At 71.2% G+C, this 21851-nt stretch carries 20 protein-coding genes and 1 pseudogene; 10 read left to right on the top strand and 11 right to left on the bottom strand.

Annotated features, from left to right (window positions below):
- Positions 1–936 (bottom strand): annotated as a pseudogene (locus ACILR4_RS16910) (helicase); the annotation flags it as partial.
- 115 nt (positions 937–1051) lie between these two features.
- On the opposite strand from ACILR4_RS16910, the gene ACILR4_RS16915 reads away from it, so the two are divergent.
- The 4 genes from ACILR4_RS16915 to ACILR4_RS16930 all read left to right on the top strand — a co-directional run bounded on the left by ACILR4_RS16915 (position 1052) and on the right by ACILR4_RS16930 (position 4757).
- Positions 1052–2476: a diguanylate cyclase domain-containing protein gene (locus tag ACILR4_RS16915; protein ID WP_395702083.1), complete on the top strand. Its 1425-nt coding sequence runs from the start codon at positions 1052–1054 to the stop codon at positions 2474–2476.
- 202 nt (positions 2477–2678) lie between these two features.
- Complete coding sequence (locus tag ACILR4_RS16920; protein ID WP_395702029.1) at positions 2679–3281, top strand: PEP-CTERM sorting domain-containing protein; 603 nt, start codon at positions 2679–2681, stop codon at positions 3279–3281.
- Complete coding sequence (locus tag ACILR4_RS16925; protein WP_395702030.1) at positions 3253–4107, top strand: DUF429 domain-containing protein; 855 nt, start codon at positions 3253–3255, stop codon at positions 4105–4107. The genes ACILR4_RS16920 and ACILR4_RS16925 overlap by 29 nt, the downstream gene beginning before the upstream one ends.
- 29 nt (positions 4108–4136) lie before the next feature.
- Entirely contained in the window at positions 4137–4757 is a 621-nt protein-coding gene (locus ACILR4_RS16930) for a GNAT family N-acetyltransferase (protein ID WP_395702031.1), read from the top strand.
- 22 nt (positions 4758–4779) lie between these two features.
- Here the strand turns inward: ACILR4_RS16930 and ACILR4_RS16935 are convergent, their stop codons facing one another.
- Positions 4780–5376 (bottom strand): 2-hydroxychromene-2-carboxylate isomerase, encoded by a 597-nt coding sequence (locus ACILR4_RS16935; RefSeq protein ID WP_395702032.1) that lies wholly within the window; start codon positions 5374–5376, stop codon positions 4780–4782.
- Positions 5376–6218, bottom strand: a complete 843-nt coding sequence (locus ACILR4_RS16940) for a CmcJ/NvfI family oxidoreductase (RefSeq protein WP_395702033.1) — start codon at positions 6216–6218, stop codon at positions 5376–5378. The genes ACILR4_RS16935 and ACILR4_RS16940 overlap by 1 nt, the downstream gene beginning before the upstream one ends.
- 160 nt (positions 6219–6378) lie before the next feature.
- On the opposite strand from ACILR4_RS16940, the gene ACILR4_RS16945 reads away from it, so the two are divergent.
- The 5 genes from ACILR4_RS16945 to ACILR4_RS16965 are packed head-to-tail and all read left to right on the top strand — an operon-like array spanning position 6379 to position 12194.
- Positions 6379–8943: a ligase-associated DNA damage response DEXH box helicase gene (locus ACILR4_RS16945; RefSeq protein ID WP_395702034.1), complete on the top strand. Its 2565-nt coding sequence runs from the start codon at positions 6379–6381 to the stop codon at positions 8941–8943.
- 34 nt (positions 8944–8977) lie between these two features.
- Positions 8978–9940 carry a TRAP transporter substrate-binding protein gene (locus ACILR4_RS16950; RefSeq protein ID WP_395702035.1) on the top strand — a complete coding sequence of 321 codons (963 nt, stop codon included), beginning with the start codon at positions 8978–8980 and terminating at the stop codon, positions 9938–9940.
- 6 nt (positions 9941–9946) lie between these two features.
- Positions 9947–10438: a TRAP transporter small permease gene (locus tag ACILR4_RS16955; protein ID WP_395702036.1), complete on the top strand. Its 492-nt coding sequence runs from the start codon at positions 9947–9949 to the stop codon at positions 10436–10438.
- 3 nt (positions 10439–10441) lie between these two features.
- The gene (locus ACILR4_RS16960; protein WP_395702037.1) at positions 10442–11770 is read left to right on the top strand and encodes a TRAP transporter large permease; all 1329 of its coding nucleotides are present in this window, start codon (positions 10442–10444) and stop codon (positions 11768–11770) included.
- Positions 11771–11774: 4 nt separating this feature from the next.
- A complete protein-coding gene (locus ACILR4_RS16965; RefSeq protein WP_395702038.1) occupies positions 11775–12194 on the top strand; it encodes a YkvA family protein in 420 nt (139 codons plus the stop codon).
- 28 nt (positions 12195–12222) lie between these two features.
- Here the strand turns inward: ACILR4_RS16965 and ACILR4_RS16970 are convergent, their stop codons facing one another.
- The 8 genes from ACILR4_RS16970 to ACILR4_RS17005 are packed head-to-tail and all read right to left on the bottom strand — an operon-like array spanning position 12223 to position 20589.
- On the bottom strand, positions 12223–12654 hold the full coding sequence (locus ACILR4_RS16970; protein ID WP_395702039.1) for a MerR family DNA-binding transcriptional regulator: 432 nt from the start codon (positions 12652–12654) through the stop codon (positions 12223–12225).
- Positions 12651–13550, bottom strand: coding sequence for a M48 family metallopeptidase (locus ACILR4_RS16975; protein ID WP_395702040.1), 900 nt, complete (start codon positions 13548–13550; stop codon positions 12651–12653). Before ACILR4_RS16975 ends, ACILR4_RS16970 begins: the two co-directional genes overlap by 4 nt.
- An 11-nt stretch (positions 13551–13561) precedes the next feature.
- Positions 13562–14335 (bottom strand): lysophospholipid acyltransferase family protein, encoded by a 774-nt coding sequence (locus tag ACILR4_RS16980; RefSeq protein ID WP_395702084.1) that lies wholly within the window; start codon positions 14333–14335, stop codon positions 13562–13564.
- A gap of 5 nt (positions 14336–14340) precedes the next feature.
- Complete coding sequence (gene gmhB / locus ACILR4_RS16985; protein WP_395702041.1) at positions 14341–14940, bottom strand: D-glycero-beta-D-manno-heptose 1,7-bisphosphate 7-phosphatase; 600 nt, start codon at positions 14938–14940, stop codon at positions 14341–14343.
- A gap of 37 nt (positions 14941–14977) precedes the next feature.
- Positions 14978–17116: a glycine--tRNA ligase subunit beta gene (gene glyS, locus ACILR4_RS16990; protein WP_395702042.1), complete on the bottom strand. Its 2139-nt coding sequence runs from the start codon at positions 17114–17116 to the stop codon at positions 14978–14980.
- Between the two features lie 3 nt (positions 17117–17119).
- Positions 17120–18049, bottom strand: a complete 930-nt coding sequence (gene glyQ / locus ACILR4_RS16995; protein WP_395702043.1) for a glycine--tRNA ligase subunit alpha — start codon at positions 18047–18049, stop codon at positions 17120–17122.
- Positions 18050–18109: 60 nt separating this feature from the next.
- Entirely contained in the window at positions 18110–19708 is a 1599-nt protein-coding gene (lnt, locus tag ACILR4_RS17000; protein WP_395702044.1) for an apolipoprotein N-acyltransferase, read from the bottom strand.
- Positions 19705–20589 carry an HlyC/CorC family transporter gene (locus ACILR4_RS17005; protein ID WP_395702045.1) on the bottom strand — a complete coding sequence of 295 codons (885 nt, stop codon included), beginning with the start codon at positions 20587–20589 and terminating at the stop codon, positions 19705–19707. Before ACILR4_RS17005 ends, lnt begins: the two co-directional genes overlap by 4 nt.
- A 199-nt stretch (positions 20590–20788) precedes the next feature.
- On the opposite strand from ACILR4_RS17005, the gene ACILR4_RS17010 reads away from it, so the two are divergent.
- On the top strand, positions 20789–21844 hold the full coding sequence (locus ACILR4_RS17010) for a CobW family GTP-binding protein (protein WP_395702046.1): 1056 nt from the start codon (positions 20789–20791) through the stop codon (positions 21842–21844).
- Positions 21845–21851: the final 7 nt, after the last annotated feature.

The raw sequence follows: 21851 nt of genomic DNA on the forward strand, positions 1-21851 counted from the left end.
GGGCGCCAGGTAGGCGCCGTCGCGCGCCTGGGCCAGGCGTTCGAAGGCGGCGTGGGTCTTGCCGCTGTTGGGCGGCCCGACGTAGAGCGTGACGCTGCGCTGCAGCGTGCGCGCGGCGGTGAAGCTGTCCGGGTAGCCGTGGAAGGCCAGGTCGCTGCTCAGGCCCTTCAGCGCCAGCAACTCGCCGACCTGGTGTTCCCAGCGGTCCTGGGCCCGGGTGCAGGCTTCGAGCAGCGCTTCCAGGGCCTGGGGTTGCGCGCATTCGGCGCGCAGCCGCGGCAGCAGCGATTCCAGGTGCTCGGGGTAGCCCGAGCGGCTGCGCGCCAGCAGGCGTTCGAGGTGGCCGCGCACCGCGGCGGCCTGCGGGCAGGCCGGTGCCACGCCCAGTGCGGCCTGCAGCGCGGGCAGGTCGCCGGTGCGGAAGAAGGCCCACACAGCGTCGGCCGCCACCGGCTGGCGCCAGGCCAGCGCGATGGTGTCGCCGTCGGCCAGCGCCAGCGGCTCGCTCAGCTGGCGCAACCACTGCGTGCCCTGGCGCACCAGTCCCAGGCCGTCGAGCTGCAGCGCGCGCTCGTGCATCAGCACGCGCACCGCGGGGCCGTTGCGCAGCACGTCGACCACCGCGTCCAGCTGCTGCAGCGCGGCCGGCAGGTCCTCCGGCGCGATCCAGCGGCTGGGCTTGGCGCCGGGACCGGCGCGCTGCAGCTGGATCAGGCCCAGGCCGTCGAGCAGCTTGTCGGTGCCGGGATGCTCGTCGGTGCTGAAGTCGTCGGGCTGCAGCACCTGCGGCAGCAGTGCGGCGGCCTGGCGGATGCGCGCCACCTGCAGCGCGCTGATGCCCGCCGGCACGCGGCGCGCATGCTGCGGGTGCGGCAGCTTGATCTGGCTGTCGGGGGCCGTCGGGGCGGCGGGAGTATCGTGCAGGCTTTCGGACATGGACCGGGGCCCAGCGGCCGCACCGTGTTCGTGATTCGTCAACCCGCATTGTCCGCCAGCTGCCGTGAGCCATCCCGCCCTGCCCCTGTCCCTCGACGAACGCGACCTGAGCCAGATGTTCGAGCTGGCGCCGGTCTCGCTGTGGCTGGAGGACTTCAGCGGCCTGGCCGAGCTGTTCGCGCGCTGGCGCGCCGAGGGCGTGCAGGACCTGCGCGCGCACCTGCGGGCCGACCGCTCGCGCATCGCGCAGTGCACGCGGCAGCTGAAGGTGCTGCAGGTGAACCGCCGCACGCTGGAGCTGTTCGGCGCGGCCGACCTGCCGCAGCTGCTGGCCAACCTGGACAAGGTGTTCCGCGACGACATGCTGGACCACCATGTCGAGGAGCTGGTGCAGCTGTGGAGCGGCGCGCTGGCCTACGGCAGCCAGACCGTGAACTACACGCTCGACGGCCGGCGCCTGGACGTGGCGCTGCAGGTGCGCGTGCTGCCCGGCCATGAGGCGCGCTGGGACCGCGTGCTGCTGTCGCTGGAAGACCTGAGCGGCCGCGAGCAGGCGCGCCGCGCGCTGCAGCGCAGCGAGCGCTACGCGCAAGGGCTGTTCGAGCATTCGCCGGTGTCGCTGTGGGTCGAGGACTTCTCCGGCGTCAAGCGCCTGATCGACGAGGTGCGGCTGCAGGGCATCACCGACTTCCGCGTGTTCACCGACGTGCACCCCGAGTTCGTCGAGCGCTGCATGGCCGAGATCCGCGTCGTCGACGTCAACCGCCAGACCTTGACGATGTTCCGCGCACCGGACAAGCCCACGCTGCTGAAGCGCCTGCCCGACATCTTCCGCGACGAGATGCGGCGCCCCTTCACCGAGCAGCTGATCGAGCTGTGGAGCGGCAAGCTCTACCAGCAGCGCGAGACGGTGAACTACGCGCTCGATGGCGAGACGCTGCATGTGCACCTGCAGTTCGCGGTGCTGCCGGGGCATGAGGAGGACTGGTCGCTGGTGCAGGTGTCGCTGACCGACATCACCGCGCGGCGCAAGGCCGAGGCCTACCTCGAATTCCTCGGCAAGCACGATGCGCTGACCAAACTGCGCAACCGCTCGTACTTCGACGACGAGCTGAACCGGCTGGAGCGCAAGGGCACGCAGCCGGTGGCGCTGCTGGTGATCGACCTGAACGGCCTGAAGCAGGTGAACGACGAGCGCGGCCACCGCGCCGGCGACGCGCTGCTGCGCCGCATGGGCGAGGTGCTGGCCAAAGCGGTGGAGGCGCCGGCCACCGCAGCGCGCATCGGCGGCGACGAGTTCGCACTGCTGCTGCCTGCGGTCGACCAGGCACAGGCCGAGCAGGTGGTGGCGCAGATCCACGCACTGGTCGAGCTGAACAACCAGTTCCACAGCGGCGACCCGCTGCGCCTGGCCATCGGCCTGGCGATCTCGCAGCCCGGCGAGCGGCTGGAAGCGGCGCTGCACCGTGCCGACAAGCTGATGTACGCGCAGAAGAAGGCCTTCCACGCGCAGAGCGAGCACGACCGGCGCCAGGGCTGAGCACGTGCTGGCGCAACGCCAGCCCGCATGACCTTTGGCCCTGCCGGCCACGCCGGTTGCGGTACTTCCGTCACGCCTGCCCGGACTCCTTTCAGCACGCCGGAACCGGTGCCGCTGGCGGGCCACAGAAGCGTTGTCCGGCCGATGCGGCCCGAATCCTTCCGAGACCCGCCTTCCCCCTCTTGCCGACTGGAGTTCGACCATGAAACGCATCCTCTTCCTGCTGCTGAACTGGCTGCTGGCCGGCCTGGCCTGCGCCGTGCCGACAACGCTGCACTTCCACGCCGACGGCTTCGAGAATGCCGGCACGCAGTACCCGGGCTTCAGCGGCCCGATCGACGGCTCGATCAGCTGGAATGGCAGCGGCAACGCCTACGACCCGATCGGCGCGCTGACCGCGATCGACCTGACCATCGCCGGCCACCAGTACGGCCTGAACGAGATCGGCATCGCCAACCAGGGCTCGACACAGACCGCGCTCGGCGGCCTGTTTCGCGGTGCCAACGCCGTGGTCGGCGACGGCGCCGGCGACGACTTCCTGCTGGTCTTCGACCGCGTCAACCCGCTGATCAACGCCTTCGCGTTCTCGATCGCCGGCAAGACCAATGCGATCTGGTGGTCACCGACCACCACCAGCGCGACGATCGACGTCAACAACGTGCCCGAGCCCGGCTCGCTGCTGCTGGTGGCCGCGGCGATCGGCGGGCTGATGCTGGCCGCGCGGCGTCGTAAGCTGCAGCCCAACGATGACACGACCCGCAGCCCCTCCCCCTTCGGTGCCCCCGGCGTCCCGACCCACGCCTGAACCCCGCGCCGACGCCCCGCGGCTGGGGGGCGTCGACTTCGCCAGCGCGCCGAGCCGGCGCAAGCCCATCGTCGTCGCGCTCGGCCAGCCGCGCGGCGCGCTGGTGCAACTGCAGGGCCTGCAGCGCTTCGAGACGCTGCAGGCCTTCGGTCTCTGGCTGCAGGCCACGCCGGCGTGGACCGGCGGCTTCGACCTGCCCTTCGGCCTGCCGCGCGAGCTGGTGCAGGCACTGGGCTGGCCGACCGACTGGCCGGCCTGCATCGATCATTACGTACAAATGACGCGGCCATCGATCCGCGACCGCTTCGCCGCGTTCTGCGACGCGCGGCCGGCCGGATCGAAGTTCGCGCACCGCGCCTGCGACGGACCCGCCGGCTCCAGCCCGTCGATGAAATGGGTCAACCCGCCGGTGGCCTGGATGCTGCACGCCGGCGTGCCGCTGCTGCGCGCGGCCGGCGCGCATTTCCCGGCGCACGAGCCGGCGCGGCCCGCCGCGACCCGGGTGGCGCTGGAGGCCTACCCCGGCCTGCTGGCACGCGAAGTGATCGGCCGCCGCTCGTACAAGAGCGACGACGCCGCGAAGCAGACGCCCGATCGGCTGATCGCGCGCAAGGACATCACCGAGGCGCTGGAGCAGGGCCGCACGCGCCTGGGCCTGCGCCTGAAGCTGAGCGCCGCGCAGCACGACAGCCTGGTGGCCGATGCCTCGGGCGATGCGCTGGACGCGGTGCTGTGCCTGCTGCAGGCGGCCTGGGCCGCGCGCCAGCCCGGCTGGGGGCTGCCGGCGGGCGTCGATGCGCTGGAGGGCTGGATCCTCAGTGCCTGAGCGCCCTGGCCTTGCGCTAAGGTTGGCGCATGACATCGCCCGACACCCCCGCCTGGCCCCCCGCACTGCCCGCGGTGCTGGAGATCGACACCCCGCGGCTGCGCCTGCGCCGCTGGACCGATGCCGACCGCGCGCCCTTCGCGGCGCTGAATGCCGACCCCGCGGTGATGCGCTTCTTCCCGGCGCTGATCCCGCGCGAGGCCAGCGACCGCAGCATCGACGCCTGGCTGGCCGACTTCGATGCGCGCGGCTGGAGCAACTGGGCGGTCGAGACGCGCGAGTCCCATGCGGAAGGCCGCTTCATCGGCTTCGTCGGCTTGAGCGTGCCGCGCCGCACGCTGCCCTGCTCGCCCTGCGTGGAGATCGGCTGGCGCCTGGCCCGCGCGGCCCATGGCCAGGGCTATGCCACCGAGGCGGCGCGGGCCGCGCTGCGCGCCGGCTTCGTCGACATCGGCCTGGACGAGATCGTCTCGATGACCGCGGTGCTGAACACGCCCTCGGAAGCGGTGATGAAACGCCTGGGCATGGTCGACAGCGGCGAGAACTTCGACCACCCCGGCGTGCCCGAAGGCAGTCCGCTGCGGCCGCATGTGCTGTACCGGCTGACGCGGGCGCAGTGGCTGGCCGGCCAGCAGGCCACCCGCGCCTGAGCCGCACGCGCGCGGCCGCGCTTCAGCACGCGGCGGCGCAGGCCAGTGCCTCCTCGAGCCGGTCGTTGCCCCAGAACAGCTGATCGCCGACGAGGAAGCTGGGCGCGCCGAACAGCCCGCGGGCGCGCGCTGCTTCGGTCTGCGCCCGCAGCCGCGGCCGCTGCGTCGGCGACAGCGCCTGCGCGACCAGCGCCTCGGCGGGCTGCCCCAGCGCGCGCAGCGCCTCGGCCACCGCCTCGGGCGTGTCGATCTCGCGGTCCTCGGCGAAGTTCATCGCCATCAGCCGACGGCAGAACGCGCCGGCCCAGGGCTCGGCCGCCACCAGCAGGGCCACCCGCGCCGGCAGCACCGAGCTGCGCGGAAAGCGGCTGGGCCGCTGCCACGGCAGGCCCAGGCGGCGGCACTGCCGCGGCATGTCCTGCGCGAACACCCAAGCGCCCTTCTCGGGCTGCAGCACGAAGGGCGAGTTGTCCCAGCCGAAGGCCTGGAACAGCGGCCCCAGCAGGAACGGCCGCCACGCCACGGCCACGCCGGCCCGCGCGGCCTCGGCTTCCAGCCGCATCACCGCCAGGTAGCTGTAGTTGCTGGCGAAGTCGAACCAGCATTCGAGCGTGGCCATCAGTCCTGCTCCAGCACCACCAGGCAGCGCAGCTCGATGCTTTCGCGCAGCGGCGCATCGGGCGGCACCGCCGGCAGGTCGAAGGCCGCGTGCGGCGTGAAGCGCGTGGTGCCGCTGAGCTGCGAGTCGTACTGCTTGAACACCAGCGCCTCGTGGCGGTCCATCGCCGGGAAGTAGTGCCAGCGGTGGCGCGGCGAATGAGTCGCCAGGTAGATCTCGCCCACGCGCTGCGGGTAGCGCACCTCGGCTTCCACCAGGTCGGTGGCCGACACCGAGCGCGCGTCGCACAGTGCCAGCGGCGTGTCCAGCACCGGGCCGCGGATCGAGCGCCAGACGTTCAGGATGCAGTAACGCCTGATGCGAGCGGCCTGCTCCGGCGGCAGCACCAGGCCCAGGCGGCGCCGGCCGGAGGCCTCGGTGTAGTCGTTGTGGATGCGGCCGTTCGCCGCGGCGCGGCCGTCGGCGCCGCGGCGGCCGAAGCTCAGCGCCGCGCGGTCGGCTTCGCGCCGGCGCACCAGGTGGTCGAACACGCGGGCGCGGCGGCCGCCGGTCAGGGCCAGCGCCAGCGCCTCGACCTCGGGGTAGAGCCGCGCGCGCACCGCGTCGGCATCGTCGACATCGCCCAGCGCTGCCGGCGCGTCGCACAGCACGAAGCCCTCGCGCTCCAGCGCCGGCGGCTGCGCGGCCAGGCGGGCGTCGGCGATGGTCGTCTCCTGCGCGGCGTACTGCGCGTTCTCCCAGGGCACGCCCTCGGGCGGCGGGCAGGCGTAGCTGCAGGGCCTGTCGGTACCCGGCAGCAGGTAGCTCAGCGGGGCGCGCACGTCGCGGCGGATCGGCATCATCGAACCAGGTCTCCGGCCGCCGCGGGCCGGGAGATCCGGCCACCGCGCGGCGGCATGCCCCCATTGCAGCCTGCGGCGCGCCGCGGTTCAAACGACTTCGTGGCACGCTCGCATGCCTGCGGCGCATGCGAGGCGACGCACCCGCCCCAATAATCGGCGCATGCAAGCAGCGCCCTGGCCGCCGGCCGACGCCTGGTTCCAGTCGCGCGGCTGGACGCCGTTTCCGTTCCAGCACGAGGTCTGGGCCGCGATGGCCGAGGGCCGCAGCGGCCTGCTGCATGCCACCACCGGCGCGGGCAAGACCTATGCGGTGTGGATCGGCGCGCTGGCGCGGGCCGCGCGCACCGGCGTGCCGCTGGCCGGCCGCCAGTCCCCGCCGCTGACCGTGCTGTGGGTGACGCCGATGCGCGCGCTGGCGGCCGACACCGACCGTGCCCTGGCGCTGCCACTGCCGGCGCTGGCACCGGCCTGGACCCACGGACTGCGCAGCGGCGACACGCCCGGCGCCGAAAGGGCGCGGCAGGACAAGCGCCTGCCCACGGTGCTGGTGACCACGCCCGAATCGCTGACCCTGCTGCTGACCCACGCGCAGGCCCGCGAGCGGCTGGCGGCGGTGCAGACGGTGATCGTCGACGAATGGCATGAGCTGGTCGGCAACAAGCGCGGCGTGCAGCTGCAGCTGGCGCTGGCGCGCCTGTCGGGCTGGAACCCGAAGCTGGTGACCTGGGGCCTGTCGGCCACCCTGGGCAACCTGGACCAGGCGATGGCGATGCTGCTGGGCCCGGCGCGCCGCCGCCCGGCCGCACGCCTGGTGCGCGGCGCGACGCCGAAGGCGCTGCGCGTGGACACGCTGCTGCCGCGCGAGCCCGGCCGCTTCTCGTGGGGCGGGCACCTGGGCCAGCAGATGCTGCAGCCGGTGGTCGAGGAGATCGCGCGCAGCGGCACCACGCTGGTCTTCACCAACGTGCGTTCGCAGGCCGAGGCCTGGTACCAGATGCTGCTGGACGCGCGGCCCGACTGGGCCGGCGAGATCGCGCTGCACCATGGCTCGCTGGACAAGGGCGTGCGCGAATGGGTCGAGGCGGGCCTGAAGGCCGGCAGCCTGCGCGCGGTGGTGGCCACCTCGTCGCTGGACCTGGGCGTGGACTTCCTGCCGGTCGAGCGCGTGCTGCAGATCGGCTCGGCCAAGGGCGTGGCGCGGCTGCTGCAGCGTGCCGGCCGCTCAGGCCACCAGCCCGGGCGCGAGAGCCGCATCACGCTGGTGCCGACCAACACGCTGGAGCTGATCGAGGCGGTGGCCGCCCGCCGCGCGGTGGCGGCTCGCCGCGTCGAGGCCCGGCACGCGCCGGACAAGCCGCTGGACGTGCTGGTGCAGCACCTGGTGTCGATAGCGCTGGGCGGCGGCTTCACCGCCGAGGCCTTGTACGAGGAGGTCTGCCGCACGCACAGCTACCGCGAGCTGACGCGCGAGGAATTCCAGTGGGCGCTGGACTTCGTCTGCCGCGGCGGCGATTCGCTGCGCGCCTACCCCGAGTACCACCGCGTGGCCGAGCGTGATGGACGTTATGTCGTCGAGGACCGCGGCATCGCGCTGCGCCACCGGCTGCAGGTGGGCACCATCGTCGCCGAGTCCTCGATGCTGGTGAAGTGGCTCTCGGGCGGCACGCTGGGGCAGATCGAGGAAAGCTTCATCGCGCGGCTCAACAAGGGCGACTGCTTCGTGTTCGGCGGCCGCGTGCTGGAGTACGTGCGCACGCAGGACATGGCGGCCTACGTGCGCAAGGCGTCGGGCCGGCGCGGCATCGTGCCCAGCTGGGCCGGCGGCAAGATGCCCTTGTCCAGCGAGCTGGCCGACGCCACGCTGGAGGTGCTGGACGACGCGCGGCAGACCGACTGGCTGCGCGCCGACATCGACCCCGAGCTGCAGGCCGCGCAGCCGATGCTCGACGCGCAGTTGCGCCTGTCGCGCCTGCCGACGCCGGACACGCTGCTGGTGGAGCAGTTCCGTTCGCGCGAAGGGCACCACCTGTTCGTCTACCCCTTCGCCGGCCGGCACGTCCACCTGGGCCTGGCCAGCCTGCTGGGCTGGCGCCTGGCGCAGGCGCGGCCCAACACCTTCAGCATCAGCATCAACGACTACGGCTTCGAGCTGCTGGCCGCCGAAGCCGTGGACATCGCGGCCCTGCTGGACCACAGCGCCTTCGAGGCCGGCGACGCCCTGCTGCAGCATGTGCTGGCCAGCCTGAACAGCAGCGAGCTGGCGCTGCGGCGCTTCCGCGAGATCGCCCGCGTGGCCGGCCTGGTGTTCACCGGCTACCCCAGCGCGCCCAAGAGCACCAAGCAGCTGCAAGCCTCGTCGAGCCTGTTCTACGAGGTGTTCCGCAAGTACGACCCGGCCAACCGGCTGCTCGGCCAGGCCGATGCAGAGGTGCTGGCGCAGGAGCTCGACCTGCGCCGACTGCGCGCCGCGCTGCAGCGCATGCAGCGCCAGCGCCTCGCGCATGTGCAGCTGCGCGCGCCCAGCCCCTTCGCGCTGGCGCTGATGGTCGAGCGCTTCCGCGAGCAGCTGACGACCGAGAAGCTGGCCGACCGGCTGGCGCGCATCGTCGCCGATGCCGAGCGGGTGCTGGCCGAACCCGCCGAGCCCGCCGCCCCTGCCGCCAGCCCCCCGCGCCGCAGGAAAACCCCGCGTCCGCGGCCGGCCGCGCATTTGTATGATGATTGACGCCCCCCCGAAAACCTACGAGATGGAGACCCCGATGAAGCAAGCCCTGATCGCCGCCGCCCTGCTGAGCCTGGTGGCCGGCGCCTCCGCCCAGACCGTGCTGAAGATCGGCTACGCCACCAGCAAGGAATCGCACTACGGCGTGGGCGCCACGGTGTTCTGCGACGAGATCGAGAAAGGCACCGCCGGCCGCTACAAGTGCCAGCAGTTCCCGAATTCCGCGCTCGGCGGCGAGCGCGAGCAGATCGAGGCGGTGCAGCTCGGCACACAGGACCTGACCAACACCTCGACCGGTCCGCTGGGCAACTTCCTGCCCGACGTGAAGATCTTCGACATCCCGTTTCTGTTCCGCGACTACGACCACGCGCGCCACACGATGGACGGCCCGATCGGCCAGGACGTGCTGAAGAAGCTGCAGACCAAGGGCCTGGTCGGCCTGGCCTGGACCGAGAACGGCTTCCGCCACATGACCAACAGCAAGCGCGCCATCGTGCACCCGTCCGACGCCGCCGGCCTGAAGCTGCGCACGATGGAGAACAAGGTCCACATGGAAGGCTACAAGAGCTTCGGCCTGCTGCCCACGCCGATGCCCTTCCCCGAGCTGTTCACCGCGCTGCAGCAGGGCACGGTGGACGGCCAGGAGAACCCGATCCCGGTGATCCTGTCGTCGAAGTTCTCGCAGGTGCAGAAGCACCTGTCGCTGACCGGCCACGTCTATTCACCCGCGGTGCTGCTGATGTCGCCCGCGGTCTGGAACAAGCTCTCCGACGCTGACAAGTCCGTGTTCACCGAGGCCGCGAAGAAGGCCGGCGCGGCCCAGCGCAAGAAGGTCAACGACGACGAGGCCAGCGGCATCGCGCAGCTGAAGAAGGAAGGCATGCAGGTGGTCGAGAAGGTCGACGGCGAGGGCTTCCGCAAGGCGGTGGCGCCGGCCTACGCGAACTTCGCGAAGGAGTTCGGTGCCGACAAGATCGCCGCGATCCAGGCGGTGAAGTGAGCGGCCATGCGTGACGCACTGCTGGCGCTGGATCGCCGGCTGAGCGGGCTTGCGCTCGCCGTGGCCTGCGCGCTGCTGGCCATCATCTGCGTCCTCGGCCTGTGGCAGGTGGTCGCGCGCTTCGTGCTGTCGCAGCCCTCGGTCTGGACCGAGGAGGCGATGCGAAGGCTGCTGATCTGGTGCGTGATGCTGGGCGTGGTGGTGGCCTTTCGCCGCGGCGCGCTGGTGTCGGTGGACCTGATGCTGCGGCTGTCGCGCGGGACCTGGCACCGCATGGTGCGCGGGCTGATCACGCTCAGCTCGCTGGCTTTCCTGGGCGTGCTGCTGTGGTTCGGCATCGACCTGGCCTGGCGGGTGCGCTTCCAGACCTTTGCCAGCATGGAGCTCTCGATGGCCTGGGCCTATGCGGCGCTGCCGGTCGGCGCGGCGCTGTCCATCGTCGCGGTGCTCGCGCACCATGTCGACCCGATGAACGAAGAACTCGAGAACGCGCAGTAGACCATGCCGCTCACTTTGCTGATCACGATGCTGCTGGCCTTCGCCTTCAGCATCTCCATCGCGGTGGCCATCGGCGGCTCGGCGATGCTGGGGCTGGCGCTGTTCGACGCGCAGCGCCTGGTGCTGGCGCCCAAGGAGATGTTCACCGCGATCGACAAGTTCCCGCTCGCGGCGGTGCCCTTCTTCATCCTGGCCGGCAACCTGATGGAGACCGGCGGCATCTCGCGCCGGCTGGTCGATTTCGCCAAGAGCCTGGTCGGCGGCGTGCAGGGCGGGCTGCCGATGACCTGCGTGCTGACCTGCATGATCTTCGCGGCGGTGTCGGGCTCGTCGGTGGCCACCACCTTCGCGATCGGCGCGATCCTGATCCCGGCGCTGATCCAGCACGGCTACCCGCGCGACTACGCCGCGGCGCTGCAGGCCACGGCGGCCGAACTCGGCGTGATCATCCCGCCGTCGATCCCGATGATCCTGTTCGGCGTCTCGGCCGAGGTGTCGATCGGCGAGCTGTTCATCGCCGGCTTCGGCCCCGGGCTGCTGATCGGCGGCGCGCTGATGCTGTTCGTGCACCTGTGGTGCCGCTTCAAGGGCTGGGGCCTGAAGGACGGCGACGGCCGACTCGGCGTCGGCCGCGCGGCGCTGCAGGCCGGCTGGGCGCTGCTGATGCCGGTGATCATCCTCGGCGGCATCTACGGCGGCGTGTTCACGCCGACCGAGGCCTCGGTGGTGGCGGTGTTCTATGCGCTCATCGTCGGGCTGCTGATCCACCGCGAGCTCGGCTGGCGCGACCTGCTGCCCGTGCTGCGCAAGTCGGTGATCTCCAGCGCGGTGATCATGTTCATCATCGCCAATGCCGGGCTGTTCGCCTTCATCATCACCCGCGCCGGCGTGCCCGATGCCATCGGCGCCTGGCTCGGCACGGTGCTGCAGTCGCCGGGCTGGTTCCTGCTGGGCGTCAATGCCGCGCTGTTCGTGATCGGCATGTTCATCGAGACCTCGGCGGCCATCATCGTGCTGGCGCCGATCCTGGTGCCCGTGGCGCGCCACTTCGGCATCGACCCGGTGCACTTCGGCACGATCATGGTGGTGAACCTGGCGCTGGGCATGATCACGCCGCCCTTCGGCGTCAACCTGTTCGCGGCCTGCACGGTGGCGCGCATCTCGCTGGACCGCATCGTGCGGCACCTGGTGCCCTTCGTGCTGGTGGTGCTGTCGTGCCTGATGGTGATCACCTACGTGCCGGTGATCTCGCTGGGCCTGCGCGACCTGGTCTATGCGCCGAACGCCGCCGTGCCCGGCCCCACCCCGGCGCCCGCGATCGGCCCACAATGAGCAGGTGAACCTGCCGACACCCCGCCGGCGCTGGACCGGCGCCTTCAGCAAGCTGCAGCTGCGCGTGCGGCTGCTGGCGCTGTGGAAGCTGTTCCGGCACCCGCAGACGCCCTGGCTGCCGAAGCTGATCGCGCTGCTGGTGCTGCTCTATGCCTTGAGCCCGATCGACCTGATCCCGGACTTCATCCCGGTGCTGGGCCAGCTCGACGACCTGGTGCTGGTGCCGCTGGGCATTGCGCTGGCGGTGCGGCTGACGCCCGATCACCTGTGGCAGGCCCGGCTCGCGGAGGCCGAGGCCAGCAGCGAGCGGGCGCCGCGGCTGCTGTGGGGCGCGCTGCTGGTCGTGCTGCTGTGGCTGGCCATCGCGGCCGGCTTCGGCTGGTGGCTGCTGCGCCAGTTCGGCAGCGGCATCGCCGCGAGCTGAAGGCGGCTTGGGGCGGCTTGGGGTGGCTTCAGGCCGCCGCCGCCTTGCGCCGCGGTGCTGCCGGCTTGGCGCCGGCACGCTCGCGCAGCAGCCGGTTGCAGCGGTCCTCGTGCTGGCGGATCTCGGCCAGCGTGATCTGCAGGTCTTCGAGCTGCTGCTCGAGCTGGCGCCGGTGCTGCGCCAGCGCCTGCTGGAAGGCTTCGAGCTGCGGCGTGGTGTCGGCCGGCGATTCGTACATCGTCACCAGCTGCAGGATCTCGGTCAGCGAGAAGCCCAGGCGCTTGCCGCGCAGCGTGAGCTTCAGCCGCGTGCGGTCGCGCTGGCTGTAGACGCGGTTGCGGCCCTGGCGCGCGGGGGCGAGCAGGCCCACGTCCTCGTAGAAGCGGATCGCGCGCGGCGTGATGTCGAACTCTTCGGCGAGCTCCGAGATGGTGAAGCTGCCTTCGGCCTTCTTGTTCATTCGAGCACCGGCAGCACCTCGCTGCGCAGCAGGCCGCGGCTGTGCTCGTAGTCGGGCAGCACCGAGCGCACGACGTCCCAGAACGCCGCGCTGTGGTTCATCTCGCGCAGGTGGGCCAGTTCGTGCGCGACGACGTAGTCGATCACCGGCAGGCCGAAGTGGATCAGCCGCCAGTTCAGCCGCACCGAACCGTCGGCGCTGGCCGAGCCCCAGCGCGTGGAGGCCGAGCTCAGCGTGAGCCGCTTCAGGCGCACGCCCAGGCGCGGCGCGAAGACATTGCAGCGCTCCTCGAACACGCGCCGGGCCTGGCGCTGCAGCCAGCTTTGCACCGCCTCGCGGATCTGCGCCTGCGTGGCCGCCTGCGGCAGGCCCACGTGCAGCGTGAGCCGCGGCACGCCGGGCAGCGTTTGCGCGTCGGCATGCAGCACCGCGCCGGTGGTGCGCGGGTCCAGCACCACGATCACCGTGTCGCCGAGGAAAGGCAGGCTGGTGCCGTCGTGCCACTGCACGCGGTTGGCCTGGATGCGGTCGGCGCGCTCGCGCTGCTCGTGCAGCTTGCGCAGGATCCAGTCGGCCTTGGCCTGCAGCGCCTGCTCGACCTCGCCGACGCCGACCCAGCGCGGCGCGCTGACCGAGAGGCCCTCGGCGCTGACGACGAAGCCGATCGAGCGGCGCCGCGCGCGGCGGAATTCATAGGCCACGCGGTGCTCGCCCAGCAGGATCTGGCGCTGCGCGCGCGGGTGCTGGAAGCGCGGTGGCACGGGCGGTGGCGGCGGCGCGGCCGGCAGGGCCGTCAGCGGCGGCTCAGCGGCGCGCGCTGCGGGCTCGGCCGCGGGCGCCGCGGCGTCGAACAGCGAGAGCTGCTGCGGCTGCGGTGGCTGGACCTGGGACGCCATGACCTGAGATTTTAGGCAGAGCGCTGCGGCGTGGCCGCTGGCGATGGCGGGTAGGCCTCGGGATCGAGGCGGCGCATCTCGGCCTCGATCCAGCGCTCGACCTCGCGCATCAGCTCGTCCGCCTCGCGGCCGACCGACGGAATCGGCCGGCCGATCGAGATGTCGATCACGCCGGGTCGCAGCAGGAAGCTCTTGCGCGGCCAGCATTTCGCCGAGCTCACCGCGATCGGCACGATCGGCGTGCCGGTGGTCACCGCGAGCCGGCTGGCCCCGCTCTTGTACTGCCCCTGGCCGCCACGCGGCGTGCGCGTGCCTTCGGGGAACATGATGACCCAGCTGCCTTCGCTCATCAGCCGCCGGCCCTGCTCGGCCACCTTGTTCCAGGCCTCGGCGCGCTTGCTGCGGTCGATGTGGATCATGTCCAGCCGGCTCATGGCCCAGCCGAAGAACGGGATGTACAGCAGCTCGCGCTTGAACACGTAGGCCAGCGGATGCGGCATCAGCGTGGGGAACGCGAAGGTCTCCCAGGTCGACTGGTGCTTGGGCGCCAGCAGCACCGCGGCCTTGGCATCAGCGGCCGTCGGCACGTTCTCCATGCCCTGGATGCGGTGGCGCACGCCGCAGATCACCCGCGCGCCCCAGATCGCCACGCGCAGCCAGCCCGCGCACATCCAGTACAGCGGCGTGCCGCGCACGAAGATCGAGCTCAGCACCACCGCCAGGCCCCAGGGCACGACGGTGACGGTGAGCCACAGCACGAACAGCAGCGAGCGCAGCGCGTACAGCGCCTTCAACGCAGCTCTCCCGGCGCGGAGATCGGCAGGTGGTCGCGCCGCAGCAGGTACTCGGCGAACGCCGCCAGGTCGGGATGCACCACGGTGCCGGGCACCTGCGCGCAGATCTGCGCCAGTTGCTCGGGATTGAGCGAGGCCGCGCGGCCGGTCAGCACCAGGTGCGGCTCGCAACTGGCGGCGTGCGCGGCCTGCAGGTCGCGCAGCGTGTCGGCCACCATCGGCACCTGGCGCAGGTCGATGCCGTAGCGCTTGCCGATCTCGCGCATCAGCCCCGGCTGCGGCTTGCGGCAGTCGCACTGGTCTTCGGGCGTGTGCGGGCAGAAGAACACCGCGTCGACGCGGCCGCCCACGGCCATCAAGCGCTGGTTCATGAAGGCATGCACCGCGTTGACCGAGGCCATGTCGATCATGCCGCGGCCGATGCCGGACTGGTTGGTGGCCACCACCGTGTGCCAGCCGGCATGGTTGAGCCGCGCCACCGCCTCGAGCGCGCCGTCGATCGGCTGCCATTCGGCCGGTGCCTTGACGTGGTCGTCGCGGTACTCGTTGAGGATGCCGTCGCGGCCCAGGATCACCAGCTTGACCACCGGTTGCATCGCTCGTCCTCCTCGTGCGTCGCGGCGCCGGCGGGGATCAGGCCGCCAGCTTCGACAGATCGGCCACGCGGTTCATCGCGGCATGCAGCGAGCCTAGCAGCGCCAGCCGGTTCTGGCGCAGCGCCGGGTCTTCGGCATTGACCATCACGTCGTCGAAGAAGGCATCGACCGGCGCCTTCAGCGCGGCCAGGGCCTGCAGCGACGCGGTGTAGTCGCCGCGGGCGAAGGCCGCGTCGGCCGCCGGCTGCACCGCCAGCAGCGCCTGCTGCAGCGCGGCCTCGGCGGCTTCCTTCAGCAGCGCGGGCTGCACGGCACCAGGCGCGGCGCCCTCGGACTTCTTCAGGATGTTGCCCACCCGCTTGTTGGCCGCGGCCAGCGAGGCGGCCTCGGGCAGCGTGGCGAACGCGCGAACCGCGGCCAGCCGCTGCGGGAACTCGGCCCAGCGCTCGGGGCGGGCCTCGATCACCGCTTCGACCTCCTGCACGCTGTAGCCCTGCTCGCGCAGGTAGCCGGCCAGGCGCTCGCGCAGGAAGAAGCCGACCTCGGCCTGCGCCTGGCCATGGCCGGCCGGGAAGGCCTCGAACGCACGCTGCACCAGCTGGTGCACGTCCAGCGGCAGGCCGCCTTCGATCAGCATGCGGATCACGCCCAGCGCATGGCGGCGCAGCGCGAACGGGTCCTTGTCGCCGGTGGGAATCTGGCCGATGCCGAACAGGCCGGCCAGCGTCTCGAGCTTGTCGGCCAGCGCCAGCGCCAGGCCTACCGCGTTGCGCGGCAGCGCATCGCCGGCGAAGCGCGGGCGGTAGTGGTCTTCGATCGCCAGCGCGATGTCCTCGTGCTCGCCATCGTGGCGCGCGTAGTAGCCGCCCATCGTGCCCTGCAGCTCGGGGAACTCGCCGACCATGTCGGTCAGCAGGTCGGCCTTGGCCAGCAGCGCGGCGCGCTCCGCGCTCGCCGCGAGCGCAGCGCCGCCCAGCGCCTCGCCGATGCCGCGCGCGATGGCCCGCACCCGCGCCATGCGCTCGCCCTGGGTGCCGAGCTTGTTGTGGTAGACCACCTTGTCGAGGCCGGCGACGCGGGCTTCGAGCGTCTTCTTGCGGTCCTGGTCGAAGAAGAACTTCGCATCAGCCAGGCGCGGGCGCACGACGCGCTCGTTGCCGCCCGTCACCGCCGAGGCATCGGCCGGGCGGATGTTGCTGACGACCAGGAACTGGTTCGTCAGACGGCCTTCGCCATCGAGCAGCGGGAAGTACTTCTGGTTGGCCTTCATCGTCAGGATCAGGCACTCCTGCGGCACGGCCAGGAACTCGGGCTCGAAGCGGCACAGCAGCACGTTGGGCCGCTCGACCAGCGCGGTCACCTCGTCGAGCAGGGCCTCGTCGTCGATCGGCTTCAGGCCCGCGCCGGCCTGCGCGGCCACGGCCTGCAGCTGGCGGACGATCTCGGCGCGGCGCGCCTCGAAGCCGGGGATCACCGCGCCTTCGGCCTGCAGCTGCGCGGCATAGCTGTCGGCATCGCGCAGCGACACCGGGTTCACGCTGGCTTCGAAGCGATGGCCTTGGGTGCTGCGGCCCGACGCGAGGCCCAGCACCGACACCGGCACCACCGCATCGCCGTGCAGCGCGACCAGGCCGTGCGCCGGGCGCACGAAATGCACGGTGGTCCAGCCCGGCTGCACCTGCGGCCCGGCCGATGCGTCCAGCTGGTAGCTCATCACCTTCGGGATCGGCAGCTTGGCCAGCGCTTCATCCAGCGCCTTCTTCAGCCCTTCGGCCAGCGTGGCGCCGGGCACCGTGCTGTCGAGGAACAGTGCCTCGGCCTTGCCATCGGGCGCGCGCTTGAGCTGCGGCAGCACCGAGGCATCGGCGCCCAGCGCGGCCAGCTTCTTCAGCAGCGCGGGAGTCGGCGCGCCGCTGGCGTCCAGCGCCACGGTCACCGGCATCAGCTTCTGCTGCACCGCCTTGTCGGCGGCCTTGGCCGCCACGGCCGTGAGGTGCAGGGCCAGCCGGCGCGGCGACGCGTAGCCGGTGGCAATGCTCTGCTCGGCCGCCAGCCCCAGCGCCTTCAGCTGGGCCGCGAGGGTGGTGGCGAACGCGTCGCCGATCTTCTTCAGCGCCTTGGGCGGGAGCTCCTCGACGAAGAGTTCGACCAGCAGGTTGCGGGTGTCGGTGCTCATGCTTCAGGCCGCCTTCTTGTTGTTCTTCTCGGCCAGGTCGGCCAGCACCTCGGCGCTCCAGGCCTTCGGTGCCATCGGGAAGCCCAGCCGCGCGCGGCTGTCGACATAGCTCTGCGCCACCGCCCGCGCCAGGTTGCGGATGCGGCCGATGTAGGCGGCCCGTTCGGTCACGCTGATCGCGCCACGCGCATCGAGCAGGTTGAAGGTATGGCCTGCCTTCAGCAGCTGCTCGTAGGCCGGCAGCGCGAGCTGCTGGGCCATCAGGTGCTGGCTTTGCTTCTCGTGCGCGCCGAAGGCCTGCAGCAGGAAGTCGACGTCGCTGTGCTCGAAGTTGTAGGCGCTCTGCTCGACCTCGTTCTGGTGGTAGACATCGCCGTAGCTCAGACCCTCCGTCCACTTCAGCTGATAGACACTTTCGACGCCCTGCAGGTACATCGCCAGCCGCTCGAGGCCATAGGTGATCTCGCCGGTGATGGGCTTGCAATCGATGCCGCCGACCTGCTGGAAGTAGGTGAACTGCGTCACCTCCATGCCGTTGAGCCAGACCTCCCAGCCCAGGCCCCAGCAGCCGAGCGTGGGGTTCTCCCAATCGTCCTCGACGAAGCGGACGTCGTTCTTCTTCAGGTCGAAGCCCACCGCTTCGAGCGAACCGAGGTAGAGCTCCAGGATGTTGGCCGGCGCGGGCTTCAGCACCACCTGGTACTGGTAGTAGTGCTGCAGGCGGTTGGGGTTGTCGCCATAGCGGCCGTCCTTCGGGCGACGGCTGGGCTGCACGTAGGCCGCCTTCCAGGGCTCGGGGCCGAGCGCGCGCAGGAAGGTCGCGGTGTGGCTGGTGCCGGCGCCCACTTCCATGTCGTAGGGCTGCAGCAGGGCACAGCCCTGCTCGGCCCAGTACGACTGCAGGCGGAGGATCAGTTGCTGGAAGGTGAGCATCGGCGCCGGTTTCGCGTCAAAAGGTAAACCCGCAAGTTTACCGGGCGACCCGGCAGCCGGTCAGGTCCCTTGCCGGCGCCTTGCGCGCCATGCCAGGCCCGCCAGCGCGGCCCAGCCCAGCAGCAGCAGCGGCCACAGGCCGGTCGTGCCGACCCAGGCGGCATACGGCGTGCGGCCGCGGCGGCCCTGCACCTCACCCACCAGCACGCCGCGCTGGAAGGGCGCCTGGCGCGCCAGCACCCGGGCGCGGTGGTCGATGACGACGGTGGCGCCGGTGTTGGTGGCGCGCAGCATCGGCCGCTGCAGCTCCAGCGTGCGCATGCGCGAGATCTGCAGGTGCTGGTCCACCGCGATGGTGTCGCCGAACCAGCCGATGTTGCTGACATTGGCCAGGATCGTCGGCGCCTGCCCGGCATCGGTGAAGCGCCGCGCCAGCTCTTCGCCGAACAGGTCTTCGTAGCAGATGTTCGGCGCGATGCGCTCGCCGCGCAGCGGGTACGAGGGCGCGTTCACCGGCCCGCGCGCGAAGTCGCCGAGCGGGATGTTCATCATCTCGGTGAACCAGTGGAAGCCGGTGGGGATGAACTCGCCGAAAGGCACCAGGTGCGCCTTGTCGTAGCGGTAGCGCGCGGCGCCGGTGGTGCCGGCGGCGTCGAGCGCGACCACCGAGTTGGTGTAGCCGGCCTCGAAGCTGCCCAGCGGCACACCCAGCAGCGCGACGGGCGCGCCGGCAGCCGCGAAATGCTGCTGCAGCTGGGGCCAGTAGCCGGGGTCGACCTGCGCCAGCTGCTCGGGCAGCAGCGGCACCGCGGTCTCGGGCGCGATCACCAGGTCGCCAGCGGCCGCGCGCAGGCCCTCGGACACCCAGCGCAGGGTGTCGGGCAGGTGCTCGGCGGCGAACTTCTCGTCCTGGGCCACATTGGGCTGAAGCAGCGTCACCGTCAGCCGGCCGGTGGGCTGCGTGAACTCGCCAGGGCCCACCAGGCCGGGCAGCGCCAGGACCAGCGCACTGGCGATCAGCCCGCCCGCCTTCACGCGCCAGCCCGGCGCCGGCAGCGCGAACGCCAGGCCCAGCAGCGCGGCCCAGCCCGCGGCAAGCGCGCCGATGCCGTACACGCCGAGCCAGGGCGCCCAGCCGGCCAGCGGTCCGTCGATCTGGGCGTAGCCGCTGGCGGCCCAGGGAAAGCCGGTGAACAGCAGCCCGCGCGCCAGCTCGGCCGCCGCCCAGGCCAGCGCGAACAGGCCGGCATCGGCCAGCCAGCGGCCGCGCCGGGCGCGTGCCAGCGCCGCCAGGGCCAGGGCCAGGTAGCCCGACAGCGCCAGCGCCAGCAGCGCCACCGCGCCCGCGGCCAGCGGGGCCGGCAGCCCGCCGTAGCGGTACATGCTGATGAAGAGCCACCACACGGCCGCCGCGACCCAGCTGGTGCCGAAGGCCGCGCCCAGCAGCGCTGCGCGCCGCGGCGCCACGGCCTGCACCCGCCAGGCCAGCGCCGCGATGCACAGCAGGGGCAGCGGCCAGGCGGCGGTGGCGACGAAGCTCAGCGTCTGCAGCGCGCCCAGCGCCGCGGCCGCCAGCGTCTCCACGACGGGCCGGCGGTCCAGCCAGCGCCGCAGCCGCAGCGCCAGCAGGCCGCCCTGCGCGGCAAGGTCCGCGCTCAAGCCGCCGTGGCCGCGTCGGGCGCGACGCGCATCACCTTGAACCAGCGCACCGCGCCGCCGCGCGTCAGCATCACCTGGAACGAGAGATCCTCCAGCACCACCGATTCCCCGCGCCGGGGCACCCGGCCCAGCTCATGCGCGACCAGGCCGCCGATGGTGTCGAACTCGTCGTCCGGCAGCGTCACGGCGAAGGCCTGGTTGACCGCGGTGATCAGCGTGTCGCCGGCCACGCGGTGGGTGCCGTCGGCCAGCGTGTAGATGCCGCTCTCGGCATCGTCGTCGTCGAATTCGTCCTCGATCTCGCCGACGATCTCCTCCAGCACGTCCTCGATCGTGATCAGCCCGGCGATGTTGCCGAACTCGTCGACGACGATCGCCAGGTGGTTGCGGTTGGAGCGGAAGTCGCGCAGCAGCTCGTTCAGGTTCTTCGACTCGGGCACGAACACCGCCGGCCGCAGCAGCGTGCGCAGGTTCAGCTCGGGCGCGCGCTGCAGCTTGAGCAGGTCCTTGGCCATCAGGATGCCGATGACGTTGTCGCGCTGGCCGGCGTAGACCGGGAAGCGCGAGTGGCTGGTCTCGATCACCGTGTTCAGCAGGTCCTCGTAGGGCGCGTCGATGTCCAGGAAGTCCATGCGCGGCGCGGCCACCATCACGTCGCCGGCGGTCAGGTCGGCCATGCGGATCACGCCCTCGAGCATGATGCGCGACTCCGGCGCAATCAGTTCGCGGTGCTCGGCGCTGGCCAGCGTCTCGATCAGCTGGTCCTTGGTGTCGGGACCGGGCGAGAGGAACTCGATCAGTCGCTCGAAGAAACTGCGCTTGTCGCCGGGCGCGTGTGCGGCGCCCGCATGGCGCGGCCGACTGGGAGGCGGTTCGGACACGATGGGTGTCGGCAGTGGAAGTGGGCCGAGAATACCCGAAGCTTGATCCTGGGCGGGATGCCCCCAGCTGCAGGGTTTGTCGACCGGCAGCGCGCTGAAGCAGCCTTGCCCGACACAGGTTCTTTGCCGGCTGGTCTATCCTCCCGCCCCTTCCTCGAGCTTGCTCGCCCTTGATCTCCTTCGCCCAGCGGAGCACCCCATGTCCAACGGACTCATCCCCGCCACCATCCTGACCGGCTTCCTCGGCTCGGGCAAGACCACCCTGCTCAAGCGCGTGCTGACCGAGGCCCACGGCCAGAAGATCGCCGTGATCGAGAACGAGTTCGGCGAGGAGAACATCGACAACGACATCCTGGTGGCCGACACCAACGAGCAGGTCATCCAGATGAGCAACGGCTGCGTCTGCTGCACGATCCGCGAGGACCTGCGCTCGACGCTGTCGGAACTGGCCGAGAAGCGCCGCAAGGGCGAGCTGGATTTCGACCGCGTGGTGATCGAGACCACTGGCCTGGCCGACCCCGGCCCGGTGGCGCAGACCTTCTTCATGGACGACGAGATCGCCGAGAGCTACCTGCTCGACTCGGTGCTGACGCTGGTGGACGCCAAGCATGCCGACCAGCAGCTCGACACGCGCCAGGAAGCGCGCCGCCAGATCGGCTTTGCCGACCAGATCTTCATCAGCAAGACCGACCTCGTCGAAGGCCCGGCGGTGGACGCGCTGGCGCACCGCATCAAGCACATGAATCCGCGCGCACCGCAGCAGCGGGTGCACTTCGGCGAGGTGCCGCTGTCCCAGGTGTTCGACCTGCGTGGCTTCAACCTCAATGCCAAGCTCGAGATCGACCCGGAATTCCTCAGCGAGGACGGCCATGGCCACGATCACCATCACCACCACGATCACGACCATGACCACGAGCATGGTGAGCACTGCGACCACCCGCACCACCATGCGCATGACGACGACGTGAAGTCCTTCGCCTTCAAGGCCGACCGTCCGTTCAACCCGGCCAAGCTGGAGGATTTCCTCGGCTCGATCGTCCAGGTCTACGGCCCCAAGATGCTGCGCTACAAGGGCGTGCTGCACATGAAGGGCAGCGATCGCAAGGTGATCTTCCAGGGCGTGCACCAGCTGATGGGCAGCGATCTGGGCCCCAAGTGGTTGCCGAGCGAAAAGAAGCAGAGCAAGCTGGTGTTCATCGGCATCGATCTGCCGCGCGACATCCTGTTGCAGGGCCTCGAAGCCTGCCTCGTCTGATCCCGTT

Source organism: Aquabacterium sp. (assembly GCF_044226965.1).
Lineage (GTDB): Bacteria > Pseudomonadota > Gammaproteobacteria > Burkholderiales > Burkholderiaceae_C > Pseudaquabacterium.

What these genes read in the sequence shown, in the direction of transcription:
- ACILR4_RS17010 (WP_395702046.1), top strand. Translation starts at nt 20,789, where the DNA reads ATGTCCAACGGACTCATCCCCGCCACCATCCTGACCGGCTTCCTCGGC.
- ACILR4_RS16950 (WP_395702035.1), top strand. Translation starts at nt 8,978, where the DNA reads ATGAAGCAAGCCCTGATCGCCGCCGCCCTGCTGAGCCTGGTGGCCGGC.
- glyQ (WP_395702043.1), bottom strand. Translation starts at nt 18,049, where the DNA reads ATGCTCACCTTCCAGCAACTGATCCTCCGCCTGCAGTCGTACTGGGCC.
- ACILR4_RS16970 (WP_395702039.1), bottom strand. Translation starts at nt 12,654, where the DNA reads ATGAACAAGAAGGCCGAAGGCAGCTTCACCATCTCGGAGCTCGCCGAA.
- ACILR4_RS16955 (WP_395702036.1), top strand. Translation starts at nt 9,947, where the DNA reads ATGCGTGACGCACTGCTGGCGCTGGATCGCCGGCTGAGCGGGCTTGCG.
- ACILR4_RS16960 (WP_395702037.1), top strand. Translation starts at nt 10,442, where the DNA reads ATGCCGCTCACTTTGCTGATCACGATGCTGCTGGCCTTCGCCTTCAGC.
- ACILR4_RS16935 (WP_395702032.1), bottom strand. Translation starts at nt 5,376, where the DNA reads ATGGCCACGCTCGAATGCTGGTTCGACTTCGCCAGCAACTACAGCTAC.
- glyS (WP_395702042.1), bottom strand. Translation starts at nt 17,116, where the DNA reads ATGAGCACCGACACCCGCAACCTGCTGGTCGAACTCTTCGTCGAGGAG.
- ACILR4_RS16975 (WP_395702040.1), bottom strand. Translation starts at nt 13,550, where the DNA reads ATGGCGTCCCAGGTCCAGCCACCGCAGCCGCAGCAGCTCTCGCTGTTC.
- gmhB (WP_395702041.1), bottom strand. Translation starts at nt 14,940, where the DNA reads ATGCAACCGGTGGTCAAGCTGGTGATCCTGGGCCGCGACGGCATCCTC.
- ACILR4_RS16915 (WP_395702083.1), top strand. Translation starts at nt 1,052, where the DNA reads ATGTTCGAGCTGGCGCCGGTCTCGCTGTGGCTGGAGGACTTCAGCGGC.
- ACILR4_RS16920 (WP_395702029.1), top strand. Translation starts at nt 2,679, where the DNA reads ATGAAACGCATCCTCTTCCTGCTGCTGAACTGGCTGCTGGCCGGCCTG.
- ACILR4_RS16940 (WP_395702033.1), bottom strand. Translation starts at nt 6,218, where the DNA reads ATGATGCCGATCCGCCGCGACGTGCGCGCCCCGCTGAGCTACCTGCTG.
- ACILR4_RS16945 (WP_395702034.1), top strand. Translation starts at nt 6,379, where the DNA reads ATGCAAGCAGCGCCCTGGCCGCCGGCCGACGCCTGGTTCCAGTCGCGC.
- ACILR4_RS16930 (WP_395702031.1), top strand. Translation starts at nt 4,137, where the DNA reads ATGACATCGCCCGACACCCCCGCCTGGCCCCCCGCACTGCCCGCGGTG.